Raw genomic sequence first — 18,755 nt, forward strand, 5'->3', positions numbered from 1 at the left:
ATAATGGTTACGGCAATTTATCGCAGGTTTTGCATAACCTGCCTGGAGTGATATCGCTGTATGATACAAGAATAAAGGAGAGTATAAAATTTATGGGCATGACAATGACGCAAAAAATACTGGCGGCTCACGCGGGCCTTCCCAGCACCACCACGGGGCAGCTCATTTCCGTGAACCTGGACATGGTTCTTGGGAACGACATCACAGCCCCCGTCGCCATTCGTGAATTTAACAAGACGGGCAAGGAAGTGTTTGATAAAAACAAGATCGCGCTCGTTATGGACCACTTTACGCCAAACAAGGACATTAAGGCTGCCGAGCAGTGCAAGCTGGTACGTGAATTTGCAGGCAGGCACGGCATCGTCAATTTCTTCGACGTTGGGGAAATGGGCATCGAGCACGCGCTATTGCCGGAAAAGGGCCTTGTGGTGGCGGGCGACGCAGTGATCGGCGCGGACTCGCACACCTGCACCTACGGCGCGCTGGGCGCGTTTTCCACGGGCGTTGGCTCTACAGATATGGCGGCTGCAATGGCAACGGGCAAGGTGTGGCTGAAGGTTCCGCCGACAATCCGCTTTAACCTCCGTGGCGAGCTGAAAAAATATGTCAGCGGCAAGGACGTGATTTTGCATATCATTGGCATGATCGGCGTGGACGGGGCGCTTTACCAGTCCATGGAATTTGGCGGAGAAGGGCTTGCCTCCCTCACGATGGACGACCGCCTGTGCATTGCGAACATGGCGATAGAGGCGGGCGGCAAAAACGGTATTTTTGAGGTGGACGACCAGACCATCGAATACATCAGGGAGCATTCCGACAGGGAGTTCAAGGTTTATACGCCGGACGCGGACGCGGATTATGCCCGCGTGATCGACCTGGATTTGTCGCAAATCAAATCTACGGTTTCGTTCCCGCACCTGCCGGAAAACACAAAGACAATCGACGAGGTGGGCGACATTAAAATCGATCAGGTTGTGATTGGCTCGTGCACAAACGGCAGGATCAGCGACCTGCGCGCCGCCGCGGAAATCATGGTTGGAAGGAAGGTAGCAAAGAACGTACGCACGATTATCTTCCCGGCAACCCAGAAGATTTATTTGCAGGCAATGGAAGAGGGCCTGCTGAAGATATTTGTAGAGGCGGGATGCGCGGTTTCCACGCCTACCTGCGGGCCGTGCCTGGGAGGGCACTGCGGCATCCTCGCTGAGGGCGAGCGTGCGGTTGCGACCACAAACAGGAATTTTGTGGGAAGAATGGGGCATGTGAAATCGGAAGTATACCTTGCTAGCCCGGAGGTCGCCGCGGCAAGCGCGATTGCGGGCAGGATTGCTTCGCCAACGGATATCTGAGAAAGGGAGTTTGATAGTATGAAAGCAAAAGGCACAGTTTTTAAATATGGGGATAATATCGATACGGACGTAATCATACCCGCACGCTACCTCAACACCTCCGATCCGAAGGAGCTTGCCTCCCACTGCATGGAGGATATCGATACAGAATTTATCAAGAAGGTGAAGCAGGGCGACATTATGGTCGGCGAAAAGAATTTTGGCTGCGGCTCCTCGCGCGAGCACGCGCCGATTGCGATCAAGGAAGCGGGCATCAGCTGCGTGATCGCGAAGAGCTTTGCGCGCATCTTCTACCGCAACTCCATCAATATCGGGCTGCCGATTTTGGAATGCGAGCAGGCTGCGGACGAGATCAAAAACGGCGACGAGGTGGAGGTTGATTTTTCCACCGGAGCAATCCACGACCTGACGAGCAGAAAAAGCTATCAGGCGCAGCCGTTCCCGGAGTTTATCCAGAATATCATTTCATCGGGCGGGCTGATAGAGGCGGTGAAGCAGGATAAGCTGTAAGAACCTCCAAAGCCACGCAAGGCATGGACGATGTGCAGAGCTGTATGAAAAGAAAAAGGATATTGCATATGCAATATCCTTTTTTGCGTATGGGCGTTGTCAGCGGATGATAAAAAGCGTTCCTTTGATGGTAAAGCCGCCCCGCGCGGCGGACTTTTTGTTGAAGGCCCTGCGGAAGCGGAGCACGGTTTTGTCTGCTTCCAATATGATGCCGGTTGTTTCGGGGGAAAGCCCGGGGTTGCCATAATAAGGGTATGTAAACACCTCCGAGCTTTCTACATAAAAGATTTCGCGCGCTTCCTCGTCCGCTTCCTTCGCCTTCCAATACAGCGCGTTCAGGCGTTTGTCCCCATATTCCAGAAGAGCGCTGACAACGCGTATTTCCTGTTTCAGCTTCACCGCCGTCGCCTGGAAAAGCCGTTTAAATAAAACGCCCCTGCCCGGCTCGCGCCCTTGCAGGATTTCCACCATTTCCCAATGGTGTATTTGGTCGTTGACTCCCGTAAGGCCGCCTTTCAAAGCGGCAAGCCGCTTTTTGAGGTTGTGGGGGACGATGGCGCGTAACGCCCGCACGTTGAGAAACGCCTGCTTCAAAGAATCGCTGTAACCTGCCTGATGCTTTACCCGGAAGGTCTGGCGGGTGGGATCGACAATATAGATGGGTATTTTCATGCTGTCTGCAAGCTCGTAAATATAAGGCTTTTGCAGGGTGCCGTCGTCCAGCAGCAATAGGCGGGTGGATTGCCGGACGACGCAATCCACCGCTTTCAAAATATCGTCGTAGCGGGCCATGCAGTTGAAATTGGTATGGTAATTGTGCAGATTTCCGCAAAAGTTCTTGAAATATATGGTGCAGGATATTTTTGTGCTGCGGCGTATGCTTTTCCTGTATTCGTCCACGATGCTGCTGAAAACAATATCGGAGTCCGAGCTGTCCAGCACCAAAAAATCGATCACATGGTGGCGCCTGAATAAATATGCAACCTGCAAACGGAGCGCGTCGCACAATTTATGGTCGGCAGCCAGATTGCGTTTTTTGCGGTTGTCGTAAAAGATACAGCCGCCCTCTTCCATCTGTTCCATAACAGGCACTCCTTTTTGGCAGCGCGGGGACAGGGCGCCCGCTCCTGCAATTTGTGCCGGTATTGCAACAAATGCGCATTAAAATTTGTTGCTTTCCCGGTAATTTAACCCACGGGCGGCGCGGAAGGGTGTAGACTGGATGATGTTGGGGTTTTGGATAGACAGCCTGCACCGAAGCGCGCGCGGTTGTGGGTTGATACATTCAGTATACTCTCTTTTATAATGTTTAGCAATAATAGTCTCTTATATTGAGCATAAAAAGGGATGATTAATGCTCGATAAGGTTTTGGGATAATCTATACTTACAGTATGAGCAAAGAAAGTGAAAAGTTCATCAGGGAATTTGTAAGTACGAGAGTACGACAGCTTCTTGTTGAAAACAATATTAAAAATAAAAAATCATTAAGCCAGTTAATCGGACATGGAGAAAAGTGCGTTGCGAATTTGTCTAGCAATAAGACTAATCCAACCGTATCGGTTGTTTATGATTTTTGTGAATATTTTGGCATCACGCTTGACGATTTCTTTCACGAGGATTATAGTAAGGATAAATCGGCAGGCGCTTTGATGAAATTACTGGATGAAAAATTAGAGGGCGAAGACCGTACCTTACTGTATAAATTGATCGACCATTTGGATAAAAACTCCATACGAACAATCTTAAAGGCATTCGAAACCTATAATGAAGCCGAAACCAAAAATGAATCAAACTAAAAAAGCGCGGAAGGGCGATTACTGATAACCATAACCGGGCTGACGAAAAGCCTGGTATAAAAGTTTTCGAGAATCTATATAAACAGTAAGTTCTGATTTTCAAATTTTTTTGAGGAAGAAACCTGATTGTGCTATACTATATGCTATAATGTATATAAGAAAATCTGTATGGAGGTGAACAATATATGGCAGATTTTACCTTCATTGACTTATTTGCAGGAATTGGCGGTATACGCTTGGGTTTTGAATCTATTGGTGGCCAATGTGTCTTTACCAGCGAATGGAATGACTACTCAAAAAAAACTTATCAGGCTAATTTTGGTGAAGAAGATCATTTTATTGGAGACATAGTAACTTTCCCTGCTGATAAAGTTCCTGATCACGACGTGTTGTTGGCGGGGTTTCCCTGTCAGCCTTTTTCTATTGCCGGAGTGTCAAAGAAAAATGCGCTGGGCCGTCCTCATGGATTTGAATGTACAACTCAGGGTACGTTGTTTTTTGATGTAGCAAGAATAATTGCGGCGAAACAACCTAAGGCTTTTATGCTTGAAAATGTTAAAAACTTGGTTTCGCACAATAAAGGGCATACTTTTGAAGTAATATGCAATACGCTTGAGCAGGAATTAGGATATCAGATTTTTTGGAAAGTAATTGATGGACAGTCTTGGGTTCCCCAGCACCGGGAACGCATTATTATTGTTGGTTTCAGAGAAAAAACCGATTTTTCCTGGGATAATCTGGTTATTCCGGATGTTCATCATACACTAAAGGAAATACTCCATCCGGAGGATGGCACAGAATCTGCAGAGCACCCATTTACTACCGGGTCTAAAGCCAAGGTTCATTCAAAATATATTCTTACCGATCATCTATGGCAATATCTTCAGGACTACGCCGCAAAACACAAAGCCAAAGGAAATGGATTTGGCTTTGGTCTTGTGACTGGGGATGATGTGGCTCGTACATTATCTGCACGTTACTACAAGGATGGCTCTGAAATTCTCATTTCCAGAAATACTAAAACTAGGAAAAGAAACCCGCGCCGGTTGACACCCCGTGAGTGTGCGAGATTAATGGGATTTGATGATTCCTTCAAAATTGTTGTGTCTGATACACAGGCTTACAAACAGTTTGGCAATTCTGTTGTAGTGCCTGTTATCAAAGCTGTAGCGCAGGTTATGGAGCCGCACATAGAGCAGGCAGTGAAAGAAGTGCGGGAACATACGAATGCAAAGGCGGTGTAGTATTGAAACAAGGCTATTTATCACAGTATTTTAAAGGTGTTGCTGGAAAAGTCCTCAGCGCAGTTGAAGCGGATACGGCCACGAGCAATCAACACGAATATAATGGTGTTTCTCCTCTTAAAAACATTTTCGGCACAGAGAAGCGTACTTTTGCAGCAAAATTTATCTATCTGAATGATAGTGATGATGATGACGAACCCATAACTGACACAGGTTTTTTAACCTGGTATGATGCACGCGAAGCGCACCCAACCCGTACAGAATATCGAATGTATTTTCCAACAACCGCGGTTTCTGTTTGTGCTGCTGAGGGAGATGAATTGTTCATAGGATTGAGACCTGATGATACAGTCCTCGTTATTGTTGCAGAAGGTGGCTCTACAATTTGCAATCAGCTTCGTTGGTTATTTGGACTTGGAGAATCGATGCATTTTTCTGTTCGCGGCAACCTCGACAGTGAACAGGATCTACTGGCATTTGCTTCGCGTTTTATTCTTGAACAACTTGGTATCAAAGTTGAGGAAAGCGAAGATTCTTTTCTTGAGTCGCTGATAGCAAAATTTGGAAATAAATTCCCATCCACAAAAGAGTTTTCGGCATATGCAAGATCTACCTTGGCAGATATTCATCCGGGTGATAATCCAGACATTGTGTTGATGAAGTGGATGGAACGCGAGGAAATATTATTTCGCACTTTTGAAAAGCATCTTATTTCTGAGCGGCTTTCTCAGGGTTTTGAAAATGATGTAGATGGTTTTTTTCAGTTTTCCCTGTCAACACAAAACCGGAGAAAGAGTCGCGCTGGACAGGCTTTGGAAAACCATGTCGAGCAACTCTTTATTTGCCGTAATATCCAATATGCCAGAACAAAAGTAACAGAGAACAAAGCCAAACCCGACTTCATTTTTCCTGGTATTGATGCTTATCGCGATCCAAAATTCAATACAGAGCTGTTAACAATGCTTGGAGTAAAAAGCACATGTAAAGACAGGTGGCGGCAGGTACTCTCGGAAGCAGACCGTATCAGAGACAAGCACCTGCTTACTTTTGAAGCTGCTATCAGTACAAACCAGACAAATGAGATGGAATCTCACCATCTGCAACTGGTAGTGCCAAGGGCGATACATAATACATATTCTGAAACTCAGCAAAAATGGTTAATGAGTATTGCTGAGTTTATTGAAGTAGTAATGTTCCGGCAAAGAGCCATGACCTGGCACAACTGATTATTTGATATGGATATAAAATCAAAAAAAGAACGAAGTCACAACATGTCAAGGATTCGTGCAAGAGACACAAAGCCAGAATTGTTCATTCGTTCGGAATTGCATAAACGTGGATACCGATTCAGAGTAAATTCAAAGCTTGTAGAAGGCCATCCCGATATTTATTTTACGAAAAAACGTGTCGCTGTTTTTGTACATGGTTGTTATTGGCATAGGCATGAAGGATGCAGATTTGCGTATGTTCCTAAATCCAATGTGGATTTTTGGTTGAAAAAATTTTCCAATAATATTGAGCGTGATAAAATGGTCGTGCATATTTTAAAAAACAATGGCTTTCGTGTGCTGATCATTTGGGAATGTACTGTAAAAAACATGATAAAGGATAATCTGGCAAAAGAAAGACATCTACAACAAATAGAAACTTTTATCAACAATTCCGACTTAAAGTTTCTCGAAATATGAAACACTTAATTTTATTTCCGATTTTAATGCATATTTACTGCTGTTCCTGCACAAAACATAGAAACAGATTCCTGTGCCTGTCTTTCTATGTGGATTCCATATGCCCGGCAAGAGGGTAAATAAAAGCGCGGAACCCGCGCTTTTATTTTGTCAGGCATTGCTTTGCGACGCGATCCAATCCACGATTGCATCAGCGGCTATTTGCTGCTGCACTTTGTTTGAAATGAGCGCTTCGCCGTCGCCCTTCTGGTGACCGTAGCTGCCAAAGCCGGAATGGTTGCCGCCGTCGATTTCCTGGTAGAGCGTATCTGCAGGGAAATTCACGAGCGCTTCGTTGTATTTATCCCAATTCAGCACCTGGTCTTCTGAGGCGGTGAGGCTGATTGCCTTCAATCCGCTTGCGGAGAGGTCGGAATTTGGATAGGAGGCCAAAAACACGATTCCCTTGATCCGCCCGTCTTTTGCGGCGTAATTTGCAGCCATAACCCCGCCGAGCGAGTGCCCGCCGATATACCAGTTTTCAATTCCGGGGTTCTGGTCGATCACGCCTTTTGCGCTGCCGCTGCCAAAAACCGCAAGGTCGAAAGGCATTTTCACGATAAAGCAGGAAACGCCCTGTGCGGCGATGTCGCGGGCGAGCAGGGCGTAAGCCTCTGCGTCCACTTTGCCGCCGGGATAGAATATCAAAGCGTTATTGCCCTCATTTTGATCAGGAATCAATGCAATGGTTTGATCTGTCTGCGTCACCGTCACGCAGCCGCCGGACGTCAGAGCGTCTTTCGCAGCGCCGGAGGCCCCGTAATTGCCTGTGCTGAGGTAAATGAAAACCGCGCACAGGAGTGCGGCCACAACCACAAGTATGACGATTTTCAGGATTTTTTGTTTTCTCATACGGCTAACCTTGATTGCTTATTTTACGTTGTGCCTGTATTCAGGGATTAAGAGGGGTTTTGTGAACCAATCGATACAATCCCACTGCTCGTGCTTTGTGACCACGTCAAACGCGTTCTGGAAGAAATCCCTGATTGCCTGATCCGGATCGGGAGTGGAAAGCGCGTCGTCCAGCGTCAGGAAGTATTCCATTTTCTGGGTGCTCCATATTGCCTTATCCGGCTTCAGCCTTTCCTGCCCAAGATCGTCCTTGATGAACGGGTAGGGCATGATGAAAAACGAGGGCGCGGGGAGGGTTTCGTCGCCCGCCCAGAAGCCAAATTCCATAAACTGCTCGTCAAATCCGTTTTGCTCGATCACGCCGCCGCCGGAAAATGGGCTGGGCTTGCCGGAAAACAGGATGGCGGACACGTCAAAGGTTCCCCAGAAAAACGAAGGAATCACCTTTTTGCCACGGAAGGGCGAGACAAATTCAAGCAGGCGGTTGCGCGCGTATACGTACATGCTGAAAAAGTCCTTTGCCGCGCACGCGTCGTAGTCGCGCTTATCCGTATCGTCGTAAAATGGGGTTTTGGTACTCATTTCCTGCGGGACTTCGTTGATCACCGTATCGCACACGAGGATGCCGAGCATCTTTTTGAAATCGTTGTAATACTCGCTGACCGACGTATTGTTGCGGAGCGAAAAACCAGCCGTATCGCCGGAAACCGTCTGTGTGAAAACGGTGGAGGTGTCAAGGTTAAGCGAAATCGTAAAGCTGCGCTCTCCATTGGGAATCAGCCCTGTGGTTAGCCCCTGCGCCGTGAAATCGAGCACTACGTGGCCCCATTCCGGCTGCGCGGGCATCCGCACAAGCTTTACCTTGCCCATCATTTGCGCGAGCATGTGCAGCGTATACGCCGTATCGGCCCATTTGTCATAATTTAAAGTTTGTACCATAAAAAAGAAACCTCCAAAAGTTATTATTTCGGAGACCTGGTTTTATTGTGGGGGCAACCGCTGCATCCGGCTGCGCGGTTACACTCGCTGCATCCGACGCACTCGCCCTTTTTCTTTTTTTTGACGATATAGGTGACTGCCGCCGCGACAGCGGCAACGATGACGACCGCCAAAATAATCTCAACCATAATTGTAAGCCTCCGGTGAAGGGACTTAACCGAGAAACAGCGAACCGACCTGGAAAATAAGGAACGCGACCACCCAGGCAACGCACGTTTGATAGAGCATGGTAAGGGCCGCATTCTTTCCGCCAAGCTCGCGCTTTGTGGTCGCAAGAGCCGCAACGCACGGCATATACAGCAGTACGAAGGACAGGAACGCATAAGCGGAGAGCGGCGTGAAAAGCGAGGTCAGCATTTGTTCGCCGCCGGTAAGTACCGACAATGTACTTATAACCGTTTCCTTGGCGGATAAACCGGTAATGAGCGCTGTGGCGGACTGCCAGTTGCCAAAGCCAAGGGGCGCGAATATGGGCGCGACGGCCTTGCCGATGCCCGCGAGGATGCTGGTGGAATTATCGGTTACGAAATTGAACTGGAAGTCAAAGGACTGCAGGAACCAGATGATGATGCTCGCGATGAAAATGATGGTGAACGCGCGTACCAGAAAGTCTTTTGCCTTATCCCACATGTGCAGCAGCACGCTCTTTGGCGAGGGCAGGCGGTAGGCGGGCAGCTCGAGCACAAACGGCACGGGATTGCCTTTGAAAATCGTCTTTTTGAGAATCAGGCCGGTGACGATTGCCACAATAATGCCCAGCACATAAAGGGAGGTCATTACAAGGGCCTGGTTTTTTACAAAAAACGCGGCGGTAAACAGCGCGTAAATCGGCACCTTTGCCCCGCACGACATAAACGGCGTAATGAGAATCGTAAGCTTCCTGTCCCTGTCGCTTGCCAGGGTGCGCGCAGACATAATTGCCGGTACGCTGCAGCCAAAGCCAATCAGCATCGGCACGAAGGAGCGGCCTGAAAGGCCGATTTTACGCAGGGAGCTATCCATGACAAACGCGACGCGCGCCATATAGCCGGAGTCTTCCAATATGGACAGGAAAAAGAAGAGGATTACAATGACGGGCAGGAAGGACAGCACGCTGCCAACGCCTGTAAACACGCCGTCAATGATAAAGGAGTGCATCCACGGGGAGACGTTTGCGGCGGTAAGCCCCGCGTCGGCAAGGTCTGTGACCGCTGCGATGCCGTCCTCCATGAGGCCGCTTAAAAGCCCGCCGATGGAATCGAAGGTCAGGTAAAAAATGAGCGCCATAATGCCGATGAAGATGGGTATCGCCCATATTTTATGTGTAAGCACCTTATCGATTTTGACGGAACGCTGCATTTCGCGCGTGCTGCTTTTTTGGGAAACGCATTCGTCGTACAGCTGCTCAATGTATTTGTAGCGCATATCCACGAGGGCGGCTTCGCGGTCTGTGCCAACGCCCTCCTCCATCTGGTCTATGATATGCTGCAAAATGTCTTTATCGGATTCGTCCAGCTCCAGCGCCTGCTCTAAGGGTTCGTCGCCCTCGATGAGCTTGGACGCGGCAAAACGCGACGGATAGCCCGCGGCAGCCGCATGGTCTTCGATCAGGTGGCGCGCGGCGTGCAGGGCCTTATGGACTTCGCCGCCGCAGAAATCGGTGCGCTTTGGAAGCTCGCGGTTTTTGATGACGCGCTTTAGCTCCTCCACGAGTTCTTCCACGCCCTGGTTTTTGGCTGCCGAAATCGGTACCACGGGAACGCCGATGTCTTCGCTCAGTTTTTTGATATCGATTGTGATGCCGTTTGCACGCACCTCGTCCATCATATTAAGCGCGATAACCATTGGCTTATTCAGCTCGATCAGTTGCAGGGTAAGGTATAAATTACGCTGCAGGTTTGTCGCGTCTACGATATTTAAAATCGCATCCGGATTTTGACGTATGATAAAATCACGTGAGACGATTTCCTCCGGCGTGTAGGGTGAAAGGGAATAAATACCCGGAAGATCGACGACGGACATGTCCTTTTCGCCTTTGATCCGGCCTTCCTTATGCTCTACGGTTACGCCGGGGAAGTTCCCCACGTGCTGGTTTGATCCGGTCAGTTGGTTAAACAGGGTGGTTTTTCCACAGTTCTGGTTACCGGCAAGCGCAATCAATGTATTCATGCGCCTTCCTCCATAAGCTCGATTTGCCGGGCGTCGTCCCGACGCAGCGTGAGCTGGTAACCGCGGATATGGATTTCGATTGGATCCCCGGACGGCGCCATCTTCTGTACCATGATGCGCGTGCCGGGGGTGAGCCCCATTTCAAGAAGCCTGCGGCGAAGCGCGCCAAAGCCCCCTACGTTTTTGATAATGCCCGATTCCCCGGGCTTTAATTGATTCAATGTGTGCATATCGTGATCCTGACACTCCCTTGTTGGCACATAGCCAAGGCTAACCACAGGACGCGACCTCCGCTTTTTCCCGCTATTAACCTACACTAATGGTAATAGAAAAGATACCGGTTGTCAATCAAAGGAAATGTATTTCCCAAAAGGAACGGCGGGCGCTGCGGGGCGGGGGAATATGGATAAAACCTGAAAGGAGGTTGCAGGGCTGTCATGCTATGGCAACAGCATTGCCGGACAACTGCCAAACAAAAAGCGGACGGGATTCCGTCCGCTTTTGCAGGATTCGTATTATGTTACATCCGCGCCGAACGCGTAGGTTGCAAGCAGCGCAAGCGATTCGCGCATATAAGAGGGTGGCGCGGTGTAGATCAGCGAGCGGTAGGCGAGGCCGTGCACGTCCGTCATGCCCGCGGCCTGCGCGTTGATCAGCCCGCGCAGTATGTGGTAATCGTTGGTTACGAATACGGTGGTATAGCTGCCTTCGCCAAAACGTTCGTCGAGTATCTTTTTGGAATTGACAAAGTTCTGGTGCGTGCTGCGCGACTGGTCTTCCACGAGGATGCGGTTTTCGCCGATTCCGTGGCTTATGAGGTAATCGCGCATTGCGTGGGCCTCCGGGATATCCTCCTGCGGGCCCTGGCCGCCGCTTACCACAATCACGCTGCCCGGGTTTTGCTGCGCGTAGCCGATTGCCGTATCCAGCCTGCGCGCGAGCGTATCTGACGGCTGCGTGCCTTTGAGCGCCGCGCCAAGCACGATAACAGCGTCCGCATTTTCCGGCGGAACGGTATTTGCGGCGACACCCATCCGTATACCAAATACTGTAAAAACACAGATCAGGAAAAGATAGCCGATGATAAAAATCCACTTGACCACCCTGCCAGGGCCGTGGGAAAACCATTTGTTGAGGTGCGGCGCAAAAATTCCATAAAGCAGCAGCGGGATTCCAAGAAGCCCGGGCAGCACGTTGCCCAGATTAAAGTTGTTCATGCTGAGCAGTATACCTGAATAAACCACAAATAACAGCCCGAGGGCAAATAATATGACGCGTAATATTTTTAATGCTTTTTTGTTTTTCATAAGCCCGCCTTGTTTTTTTGTTATGATACAGGGACGGGGCGCTGATGTCAACCGAATACGGCCTAAGTTAAGGAATCCTTCATTTTTCTTTCACCGTACCGTCGCGGTAAGCGTCCAGCAGCGCGGTGAGGTCGTCGATATCGTTTTGCAGCGCGCGTCCGACGTCCGTCTCTCCCACGGTGATGCGCTCCTGCGCGGTATCGAACACAACGTAGGTGGAAAGGATGTCCTTGTTGTTCAAAACCGCATCCGAAAGGCCGGGGAACGGCTCGTGGGACACAAGGCGTATGCCATAGGAATTATAAAACATGGTATAGCCCGCGATGCCCGTCTGCTTATGGTATGCCCGGCAGAAGCCGCCGTCGATCACGATGAGCTTGCCGCCCCCGCGCACCGGAAGCTCGCCATCCTTGGAGCGCACGGGTACATGCCCGTTTACGATATGGGAATATTTTCCGTCGAGTTCAAATTCATGCAATATTTTTTCGCAGGTATCCTGCTGCTCTACCCAGTGGTAGTAGGGATCCTTTACCTCTGTCCACGAATCCTTATCGTCGATAAACATACGCTCAAAGGTGGCGATTTTGCTGCGCCCAAAGAGGGGCGAGCGTTTGCCGCACCACAGGTACCAGAGAAAGTCGCGCCCGGTTTGCCTTGCCTGCGTTCCTTCCTTGGCGTAATACCCCTGCCGCGCGAGCGCGTCGGCATAATCCATCAGTTCTTTGCCCTTGCGGCACACGCCGCCAAAGTCGAAGGGGTAAAATTCCCCTTCCTTTGTCATAGGGATACAGCCGTGGAATAAAAGATTGCCGTTGAAGGTGAGGTAAATGCTGCCCTGCGAAAAGAGGAATTTGACATGGCGTTGCAGCTTTTCGCTTTGCATAAAGGAATAGATAAGCTGTGAAACCACCTCGGCCTCTTCCTGCGTCAGGTTATAGGGATGCTTGGGATCGATCGTGGGGAAGTCGTGGTCGTTCAGCCCGTAGGTTTTACCGTCGATGAGAACGGTCATTTTGTCAAAATCGATTTTGTCGAGGATCAGGCGGTCGTCCATGTCGTATTCCGGATGCCTCATAATGGTTTGGCCTTCCAGCTTGAACTGGATGATGGCGATTGCCTTGTGCATATGGTCCAGAAGGTCGGTATCGTCGGTGTAGGTTTCCTGAGCGAACAGCGCGAGCGGCCTCAGGTTGATGCCGTAGGCGGTTTCCACAAAATCGATGTTGGAATATTTTGTGCTGATGTTGAGCACACACGCAATGCACGCCGCGCTTCCCGCGGCAGCGCCCATCCACAAAATGTCGTGGTTTCCCCACTGGATATCGACAGCGTGGTGGGCCATAAGCTTATCGAGGATTACATCTGCATGCGGCCCGCGGTCGAATACGTCGCCGACTACGTGCAGCCGGTCTACAACCAACCGCTTGATCACTCCGGCAAGCGCGGTGATAAACGCGTCTGACCTGCCGATTTCAATAATGGTTGAAATGATGTGTTCGTAATAGCCCTGCTTGTCTTTATCGCCGTGGCTGGTGTGGAGCAGCTCGTCGATGATATATTCAAAATCCTTTGGAAGCGCCTTACGCACCTTGGAACGGGTATATTTGGAGGCGCACAGCCTGCAGATATCGATCATCCGGTATAGCGTGATGCGGTACCATTCCGCAAGGTCGTCGGCGTTCTTTTTGATATTTTCCAGCTTGCGCTCGGGGTAATAAATCAGCGTGCACAGCTCGGTGCGTTCCTTTGAGGAAAGCGTTTTTTCAAAAAGCATGTCAACCTTTTCGCGAATCACGCCGGAGGCGTTGTTGAGGATGTGGCAAAACGCGTCGGCCTCGCCGTGGATGTCGCTTACAAAATGCTCCGTTCCCTTTGGAAGGTTCAGGATGGCCTGCAGGTTGATGATTTCCGTACACGCCTCCTGGACGGTTGGGTATTTCAGCGACAATAGTTCCAGATACTTCGTATTTGTTTCAGACATTTTCAAAAACCTTTCGAAAAAAATGATGTCGCGCCAGCGGATGTGACGATGTGATATTCATAATGAAATAAACACTTGCAATGTTCGCACATCTCATATTTTAACGCATTTTATGAAAAATAGGAATGGATTTTCTGTGATTGGGGAATTTTTCTATGATATAATGTGTAGGAAACAGATTTTCAGCGATATGGGAGGAAGGATGAACTTATTTGGAAAATCCGGCATTTTGCTGTTTGACGGGGCGATGGGAACCTATCTTGCGGCAAAATACGAAGGCAGCGTAGCGCGCTGCGAACTAGAAAACATCAGAAATCCACAGCGCGTGATCGACGCGCACAGAGAGTATGTGGACGCAGGCGCAGATGCGATCAAAACCAATACGTTTGCGGCTAATACTTTTTCTATGGCTGCGGATATGGAAACAGTACTGCAAGTGATTGACGCGGGCTGCGACTGTGCAAAGAAAGCCGCAGGGCCGCATACGCATATTTTTGCAAGCATGGGGCCTATCCTGCATGCAGACCAGCAGCGGTGCGACAGCGAACGCCGCGCGATCATAGACCGTTTTGTGGAGAACGGCGTCAAATGTTTTTTGTTCGAGACCTTCGACCAGGCGCCGGTTCTGGCGGACGCGGCAAGGTATGTAAAAAGTGTGGCTCCGGATTCTTATGTGATTACAGAGTGTTCGGTTGCCCCGGATTTATATACGCAGTCGGGTGTTTCCGCACAGGGGGTCATCGCCGATTTGCATGAAGTGGGGGAGATCGACGCATACGGCTTTAACTGTATATGCGGCCCCCTGCATATGGTAAACGTAGTGCGCAGTACGGATTTTTACGGAAAGACGATTTCGATCATGCCAAACGCAGGATATCCGACTGTGGTTGGCGGGCGCACGGTATTCAAAAGCACGCCGGATTATTTTGCCGAGCAACTGAAAAAGATCAGGCGGGAGGGCGTGCAGATTCTCGGCGGCTGCTGCGGCACCACGCCCGAGCATATCCGCGCGGTAAAGCAGGCGCTTAAAAGCATGGAAGGGCAAGCGTATCCATATAAGCCGAAGAAAAAGGGGGAAACCGTTCATGCGGAAAGGAAGAGCTATACGCAAAAACCAATCGCAGTAGAGCTCGATTCTCCACTTGACGCCGATCATTCCTTTTTTGTGCAGGCGGCGAAGGACCTCCATGCCGCGGGTGCGGATTATATCACGATTGCGGATTGCCCCATTGGCCGTGCGCGCGCGGACAGCAGCATGCTTGCGGCGATGCTGAAAATGCAGTATGGTATCGAAGCGCTTCCACATCTTACGTGCCGCGACAGGAACCTCAATGCTTCCAAGGCGCTTTTGCTGGGGCTATCCATGCAGAAGGTCAGGAACCTGCTTGTGGTGACGGGCGATCCCATTCCCAGTAACCGCAGGGACGAAATCAAAAGCGTATTCCAGTTCAATTCTGTTTTATACGCGGATTTTATCAGGGATTTGAACCAGACTGTATTTGTGGACAAGCCTTTTACCATTATGGGGGCGCTCAATGTAAACGCGCAGAATTTTGACGCGGAGCTTGCCAAGGCAAAGAAAAAGGAGAAAGCAGGGATGACCTGTTTGCTGACGCAGCCGGTGTACGACCAGCGGGCCGCGGATAATCTTGCGCGCGCGAAAAGAGAACTCTCAGTGGATATCTGGGCGGGCATTATGCCCGTTGTGAGCTACCGCAACGCGTGTTTTATCAACAACGAGCTTGCGGGGATTGAGATCCCGCAAAGCGTGTGCGAACGGTTTCGCGACGCGGACAGGGAACAGGCTGCAGGGCTTGCGGTGCAAACCGCGCTTGACGCGGCGAAGCTTGTGCGTGGCGTGGCGGATGGATATTATTTGATTACGCCGCTCAAACGGGCAGACATCGTGTGCGAAATCATAAAGGAGTTAAGGAAATGATTGTTATTGGAGAAAAACTGAACAGCTCGATCCCTTCCACGCTGGAAGGATTTCAGAAAAAAGACGAAGCGTTTGTCACAGGGCTTGCCGCGCGGCAGGCAAGGGCTGGAGCACAGTACCTCGATATCAACACCGGAATGTGCGATGATGAACCGGAGATGTTAAAATGGGTTGTGGAGCTTGCGCTCGCGGCGGCGCCGGAATGCGGGATTATGGCGGATTCCACAAATCCGGATGCGCTTGCGTTTTTATTTGGACAGGTGGAACTGAAGGATGCGATTATCAATTCCGTAACGCTCGAGGAGGACCGCCTTGCAGGCGTGCTTCCGCTCATCCAAACATATAAAACTGGAATCGTTGCGATGCCGCTTGACGGGGATGGGATTCCCAAGACGGCGGAGCGCAGGGTGGAAAACGCCGGGAGGCTGATCAAAATCCTGAGGGAAAACGGTGTTTCGGACGGGGATATCTATGTGGATATCGTTGTAGAAGCCGCAGCGACAGGGTGGGACTCTCCAAAAGAGGCGCTCGAGGCTACAGGCACGCTTCACAGGGAATTTCCGGACGTACATCTTTTGGCAGGGTTATCCAATATTTCATTTGGGCTGCCAAAGCGCGGCATAATCAACAGCGCGTTTCTGGCGTGCGGGATGTCGCAGGGCCTTGACGCGGCGATTATGGATATCACGAATCCGAATATGAAAATGCACCTGAAGGCAACGGAGATGCTTTGGGGCAGGGACGAATATTGTATGGATTACCTGCAGTCTTACCGGGAGCTGGAGGAGCAGGAATAAACGCGATTTGTGGCAAGGGGTATGTATGAAGCTTGGGAAACGGTACCGGGGCGCGGATTTGTTTGAAAAGGGCAAGTATTCGAATTTGAATATTTGCCTTTTTTCGTTTGTTCTTGTACTTGTCTCAAGGCTCATCATTTATGTTTTTTATCAGGGATACGCAGCGCAAACGGGGGATGTGCGCGGTTTTTTGCCTGCGCTCAACATTTGGGATGCCCAGTGGTACCGCGGAATTACAGCAGGGGGCTATACTTATGGGGCCGATTATTCCGGCGGGCTGGTGAACTGGGCTTTTTTCCCCTTATTCAGTGTTATCGTGCGCGGAGCACACGCTGTAACGGGGGCTGATATCTGGCTGCTTGGCTTTATATTGAATATCATTTTCCAGGCTGCAGCGTTGTTTTTGATTTTTAAATATGTGCTCGAAACGCGCGGCGGCAAAGCAGGACAGGCAATCGTGGCATGTGTGCTGCTGTCTATGGGATGCTATTCGTTTTATTTTGCGAGTTATTATACGGAATCGCTCTACCTTCTGCTGTTCACCGGCTCCCTGTATTTCCTGTATCAACGAAATTACCTGCTGATGGGCGTATTTGGCTTTTTCCTGACGCTTACAAGGAACACGGGAATCGTGCTGCTGCTTGGCCTTCTGGTTCAGGTGATTGCGGATTACTGTAAGTTACATGGGAAAAAGAGTATAGCAGGTTTTTTCAGGTTTGCGTTTACAGACTGGAGATTATTGCTCGGGGCTGTTTTTACGGTCATGGGGCTTGTAATTTTTATGAGCTTTTTGTGGACGCGTACAGGCGATCCGCTCGCATTTATTCACGCGCAGGCGGCATGGGGCGGCGGGATTGGCAATCCGTTCGCTACGATCATAAGCGGATTTACATCCGGGGAAGGACGGCAGGCCTTTTTTGCGGCGTGTGCTGTTTGGGGACTGATCCTCAGCAGTTACCTTCTGTGGAAAAAACGGTTTGCGGAGGCGGCAATGGCGTTTGCTCTGCTGCTGATCCCTGTTTCGGTTCGCTTACAGTCTATCCCACGGTATTTGGTGGGAAATGTTGTCTTTATGCTGGGCTTTACCGACCTTATTGCATCATGGAACAAAAAATGGATTACAGTCTCCATCGTGGCCATTTCGGTACTGTTGGAATTTGGATGCCTGTTCCTCTGGTTCCGGGAATCTACTTTCCTGTGGTGAAAGAGCAAAAACTTTACAAAATATTCATCGCCGCAAAGCCTTTACACGATTGAACCCGCGGCCTTTTTATACTATAATAAAAGTCTATATGAAGTATAAAACGAGGGTAACAAAAAAATAATGTTCAATAATAATACGGTACAAATCACATCCTATGGGATTTTGAGCGATAAAGTAAAAAGCGGGGTTGTGGTAGCACACCTTTCAGACCTGCACGAAAAGGAGTTCGGGGAAAAAAACGGACAGCTGTTTGACAAGGTTTCAGGACTCATGCCGGATATCATTGCAATCACGGGCGATATGGTTGCCCACGGGCACCAGAAGGAGATTGACGCGCAGTATACGAGGCAGTTTGCGCGGGAGGTGGCAGGAATTGCGCCCGCGTACTTTGTAACGGGGAATCACGAACGCAACTTTGACGGCAGGGTTGAAGATATTATGGAAGACCAGGGCATCACAGTGCTGCGCAGCGGGGATATCAGGACTGTCGAGGTGGGCAGGAGCGAGGTGAACCTCTCCGGAATGGACGATATCACATTTGACAATGTGGACGTGCTGAAATCTGTGGATGTTTTTACGCGGCGGGAGCAGGGGTTCAATATTTTCCTGGCGCACAGGCCGGAATATTATCCGCTGTACCTGCACAAAAACATTGACCTTGTGCTTTCCGGGCATACGCACGCAGGGCAGATCAGGTTCCCGAAGATCGGGGCGTTTGCCATGAGCGGACAGGGGTTTATGCCCAAATATGTGGAAGGCGAGTTTACGGACGGGGCGACCACGATGATTATCAGCCGCGGGCTTGGCTCGAGCGGCTATCCCAAAATACGAATCAATAATCCGCCGGAGCTGGTTGCGGTATATATCGAGCCGGATCCGAAGGAGCAGGTATAAAAGTTTT

At 49.9% G+C, this 18,755-nt stretch carries 18 protein-coding genes; 10 read left to right on the forward strand and 8 right to left on the reverse strand.

The window, feature by feature from the left end; genetic code table 11:
• Positions 1 to 92: 92 nt before the first annotated feature.
• On the forward strand, positions 93 to 1,349 hold the full coding sequence (gene leuC / locus ACS5WU_RS03530) for a 3-isopropylmalate dehydratase large subunit (RefSeq protein WP_046443962.1): 1,257 nt from the start codon (positions 93 to 95) through the stop codon (positions 1,347 to 1,349).
• An 18-nt stretch (positions 1,350 to 1,367) separates the two neighbouring features.
• Positions 1,368 to 1,859, forward strand: coding sequence for a 3-isopropylmalate dehydratase small subunit (leuD, locus tag ACS5WU_RS03535; protein ID WP_302759908.1), 492 nt, complete (start codon positions 1,368 to 1,370; stop codon positions 1,857 to 1,859).
• Positions 1,860 to 1,958: 99 nt separating this feature from the next.
• Here leuD and ACS5WU_RS03540 read toward each other — a convergent pair whose 3' ends face one another.
• Positions 1,959 to 2,942, reverse strand: coding sequence for a hypothetical protein (locus ACS5WU_RS03540; protein ID WP_059108340.1), 984 nt, complete (start codon positions 2,940 to 2,942; stop codon positions 1,959 to 1,961).
• Between the two features lie 309 nt (positions 2,943 to 3,251).
• Between ACS5WU_RS03540 and ACS5WU_RS03545 the strand changes: the two genes are divergently transcribed.
• The 4 genes from ACS5WU_RS03545 (at position 3,252) to ACS5WU_RS03560 (ending at position 6,588) form a co-directional block, all read left to right on the forward strand.
• Positions 3,252 to 3,656, forward strand: a complete 405-nt coding sequence (locus tag ACS5WU_RS03545) for a helix-turn-helix domain-containing protein (protein WP_302759907.1) — start codon at positions 3,252 to 3,254, stop codon at positions 3,654 to 3,656.
• A gap of 185 nt (positions 3,657 to 3,841) precedes the next feature.
• Positions 3,842 to 4,900: a DNA (cytosine-5-)-methyltransferase gene (dcm, locus tag ACS5WU_RS03550; RefSeq protein ID WP_465088947.1), complete on the forward strand. Its 1,059-nt coding sequence runs from the start codon at positions 3,842 to 3,844 to the stop codon at positions 4,898 to 4,900.
• A gap of 2 nt (positions 4,901 to 4,902) precedes the next feature.
• Entirely contained in the window at positions 4,903 to 6,126 is a 1,224-nt protein-coding gene (locus tag ACS5WU_RS03555) for a type II restriction endonuclease (protein ID WP_302759905.1), read from the forward strand.
• Between the two features lie 9 nt (positions 6,127 to 6,135).
• Positions 6,136 to 6,588: a very short patch repair endonuclease gene (locus ACS5WU_RS03560; RefSeq protein ID WP_302759904.1), complete on the forward strand. Its 453-nt coding sequence runs from the start codon at positions 6,136 to 6,138 to the stop codon at positions 6,586 to 6,588.
• Between the two features lie 150 nt (positions 6,589 to 6,738).
• Here ACS5WU_RS03560 and ACS5WU_RS03565 read toward each other — a convergent pair whose 3' ends face one another.
• The 7 genes from ACS5WU_RS03565 to ACS5WU_RS03595 form a co-directional block, all read right to left on the reverse strand.
• Positions 6,739 to 7,479: an alpha/beta fold hydrolase gene (locus ACS5WU_RS03565; RefSeq protein WP_465088948.1), complete on the reverse strand. Its 741-nt coding sequence runs from the start codon at positions 7,477 to 7,479 to the stop codon at positions 6,739 to 6,741.
• A gap of 18 nt (positions 7,480 to 7,497) precedes the next feature.
• The gene (locus tag ACS5WU_RS03570) at positions 7,498 to 8,418 is read right to left on the reverse strand and encodes a DUF5996 family protein (RefSeq protein WP_059108338.1); all 921 of its coding nucleotides are present in this window, start codon (positions 8,416 to 8,418) and stop codon (positions 7,498 to 7,500) included.
• 23 nt (positions 8,419 to 8,441) lie between these two features.
• Positions 8,442 to 8,606, reverse strand: coding sequence for a FeoB-associated Cys-rich membrane protein (locus tag ACS5WU_RS03575; protein WP_082103508.1), 165 nt, complete (start codon positions 8,604 to 8,606; stop codon positions 8,442 to 8,444).
• Between the two features lie 25 nt (positions 8,607 to 8,631).
• Complete coding sequence (feoB, locus tag ACS5WU_RS03580) at positions 8,632 to 10,626, reverse strand: ferrous iron transport protein B (RefSeq protein WP_059108337.1); 1,995 nt, start codon at positions 10,624 to 10,626, stop codon at positions 8,632 to 8,634.
• Positions 10,623 to 10,904 (reverse strand): FeoA family protein, encoded by a 282-nt coding sequence (locus tag ACS5WU_RS03585; RefSeq protein WP_330379245.1) that lies wholly within the window; start codon positions 10,902 to 10,904, stop codon positions 10,623 to 10,625. Before ACS5WU_RS03585 ends, feoB begins: the two co-directional genes overlap by 4 nt.
• Before the next feature lie 237 nt (positions 10,905 to 11,141).
• Positions 11,142 to 11,933 carry a YdcF family protein gene (locus tag ACS5WU_RS03590; protein WP_052740518.1) on the reverse strand — a complete coding sequence of 264 codons (792 nt, stop codon included), beginning with the start codon at positions 11,931 to 11,933 and terminating at the stop codon, positions 11,142 to 11,144.
• A 79-nt stretch (positions 11,934 to 12,012) separates the two neighbouring features.
• On the reverse strand, positions 12,013 to 13,914 hold the full coding sequence (locus tag ACS5WU_RS03595) for a fructose-bisphosphatase class III (RefSeq protein WP_046443970.1): 1,902 nt from the start codon (positions 13,912 to 13,914) through the stop codon (positions 12,013 to 12,015).
• 202 nt (positions 13,915 to 14,116) lie between these two features.
• Here ACS5WU_RS03595 and ACS5WU_RS03600 point away from each other — a divergent pair, with 202 nt between their 5' ends.
• From ACS5WU_RS03600 to ACS5WU_RS03615, 4 genes are all read left to right on the forward strand, one after another.
• Complete coding sequence (locus ACS5WU_RS03600) at positions 14,117 to 15,853, forward strand: bifunctional homocysteine S-methyltransferase/methylenetetrahydrofolate reductase (RefSeq protein WP_302761538.1); 1,737 nt, start codon at positions 14,117 to 14,119, stop codon at positions 15,851 to 15,853.
• Positions 15,850 to 16,650 carry a dihydropteroate synthase gene (locus ACS5WU_RS03605; RefSeq protein WP_046443971.1) on the forward strand — a complete coding sequence of 267 codons (801 nt, stop codon included), beginning with the start codon at positions 15,850 to 15,852 and terminating at the stop codon, positions 16,648 to 16,650. Before ACS5WU_RS03600 ends, ACS5WU_RS03605 begins: the two co-directional genes overlap by 4 nt.
• A gap of 25 nt (positions 16,651 to 16,675) precedes the next feature.
• Positions 16,676 to 17,854 carry a hypothetical protein gene (locus tag ACS5WU_RS03610; RefSeq protein ID WP_302761536.1) on the forward strand — a complete coding sequence of 393 codons (1,179 nt, stop codon included), beginning with the start codon at positions 16,676 to 16,678 and terminating at the stop codon, positions 17,852 to 17,854.
• Between the two features lie 162 nt (positions 17,855 to 18,016).
• On the forward strand, positions 18,017 to 18,748 hold the full coding sequence (locus ACS5WU_RS03615; protein WP_465088949.1) for a metallophosphoesterase: 732 nt from the start codon (positions 18,017 to 18,019) through the stop codon (positions 18,746 to 18,748).
• Positions 18,749 to 18,755: the final 7 nt, after the last annotated feature.

The organism is Christensenella sp. KGMB01412 (genome assembly GCF_055522415.1).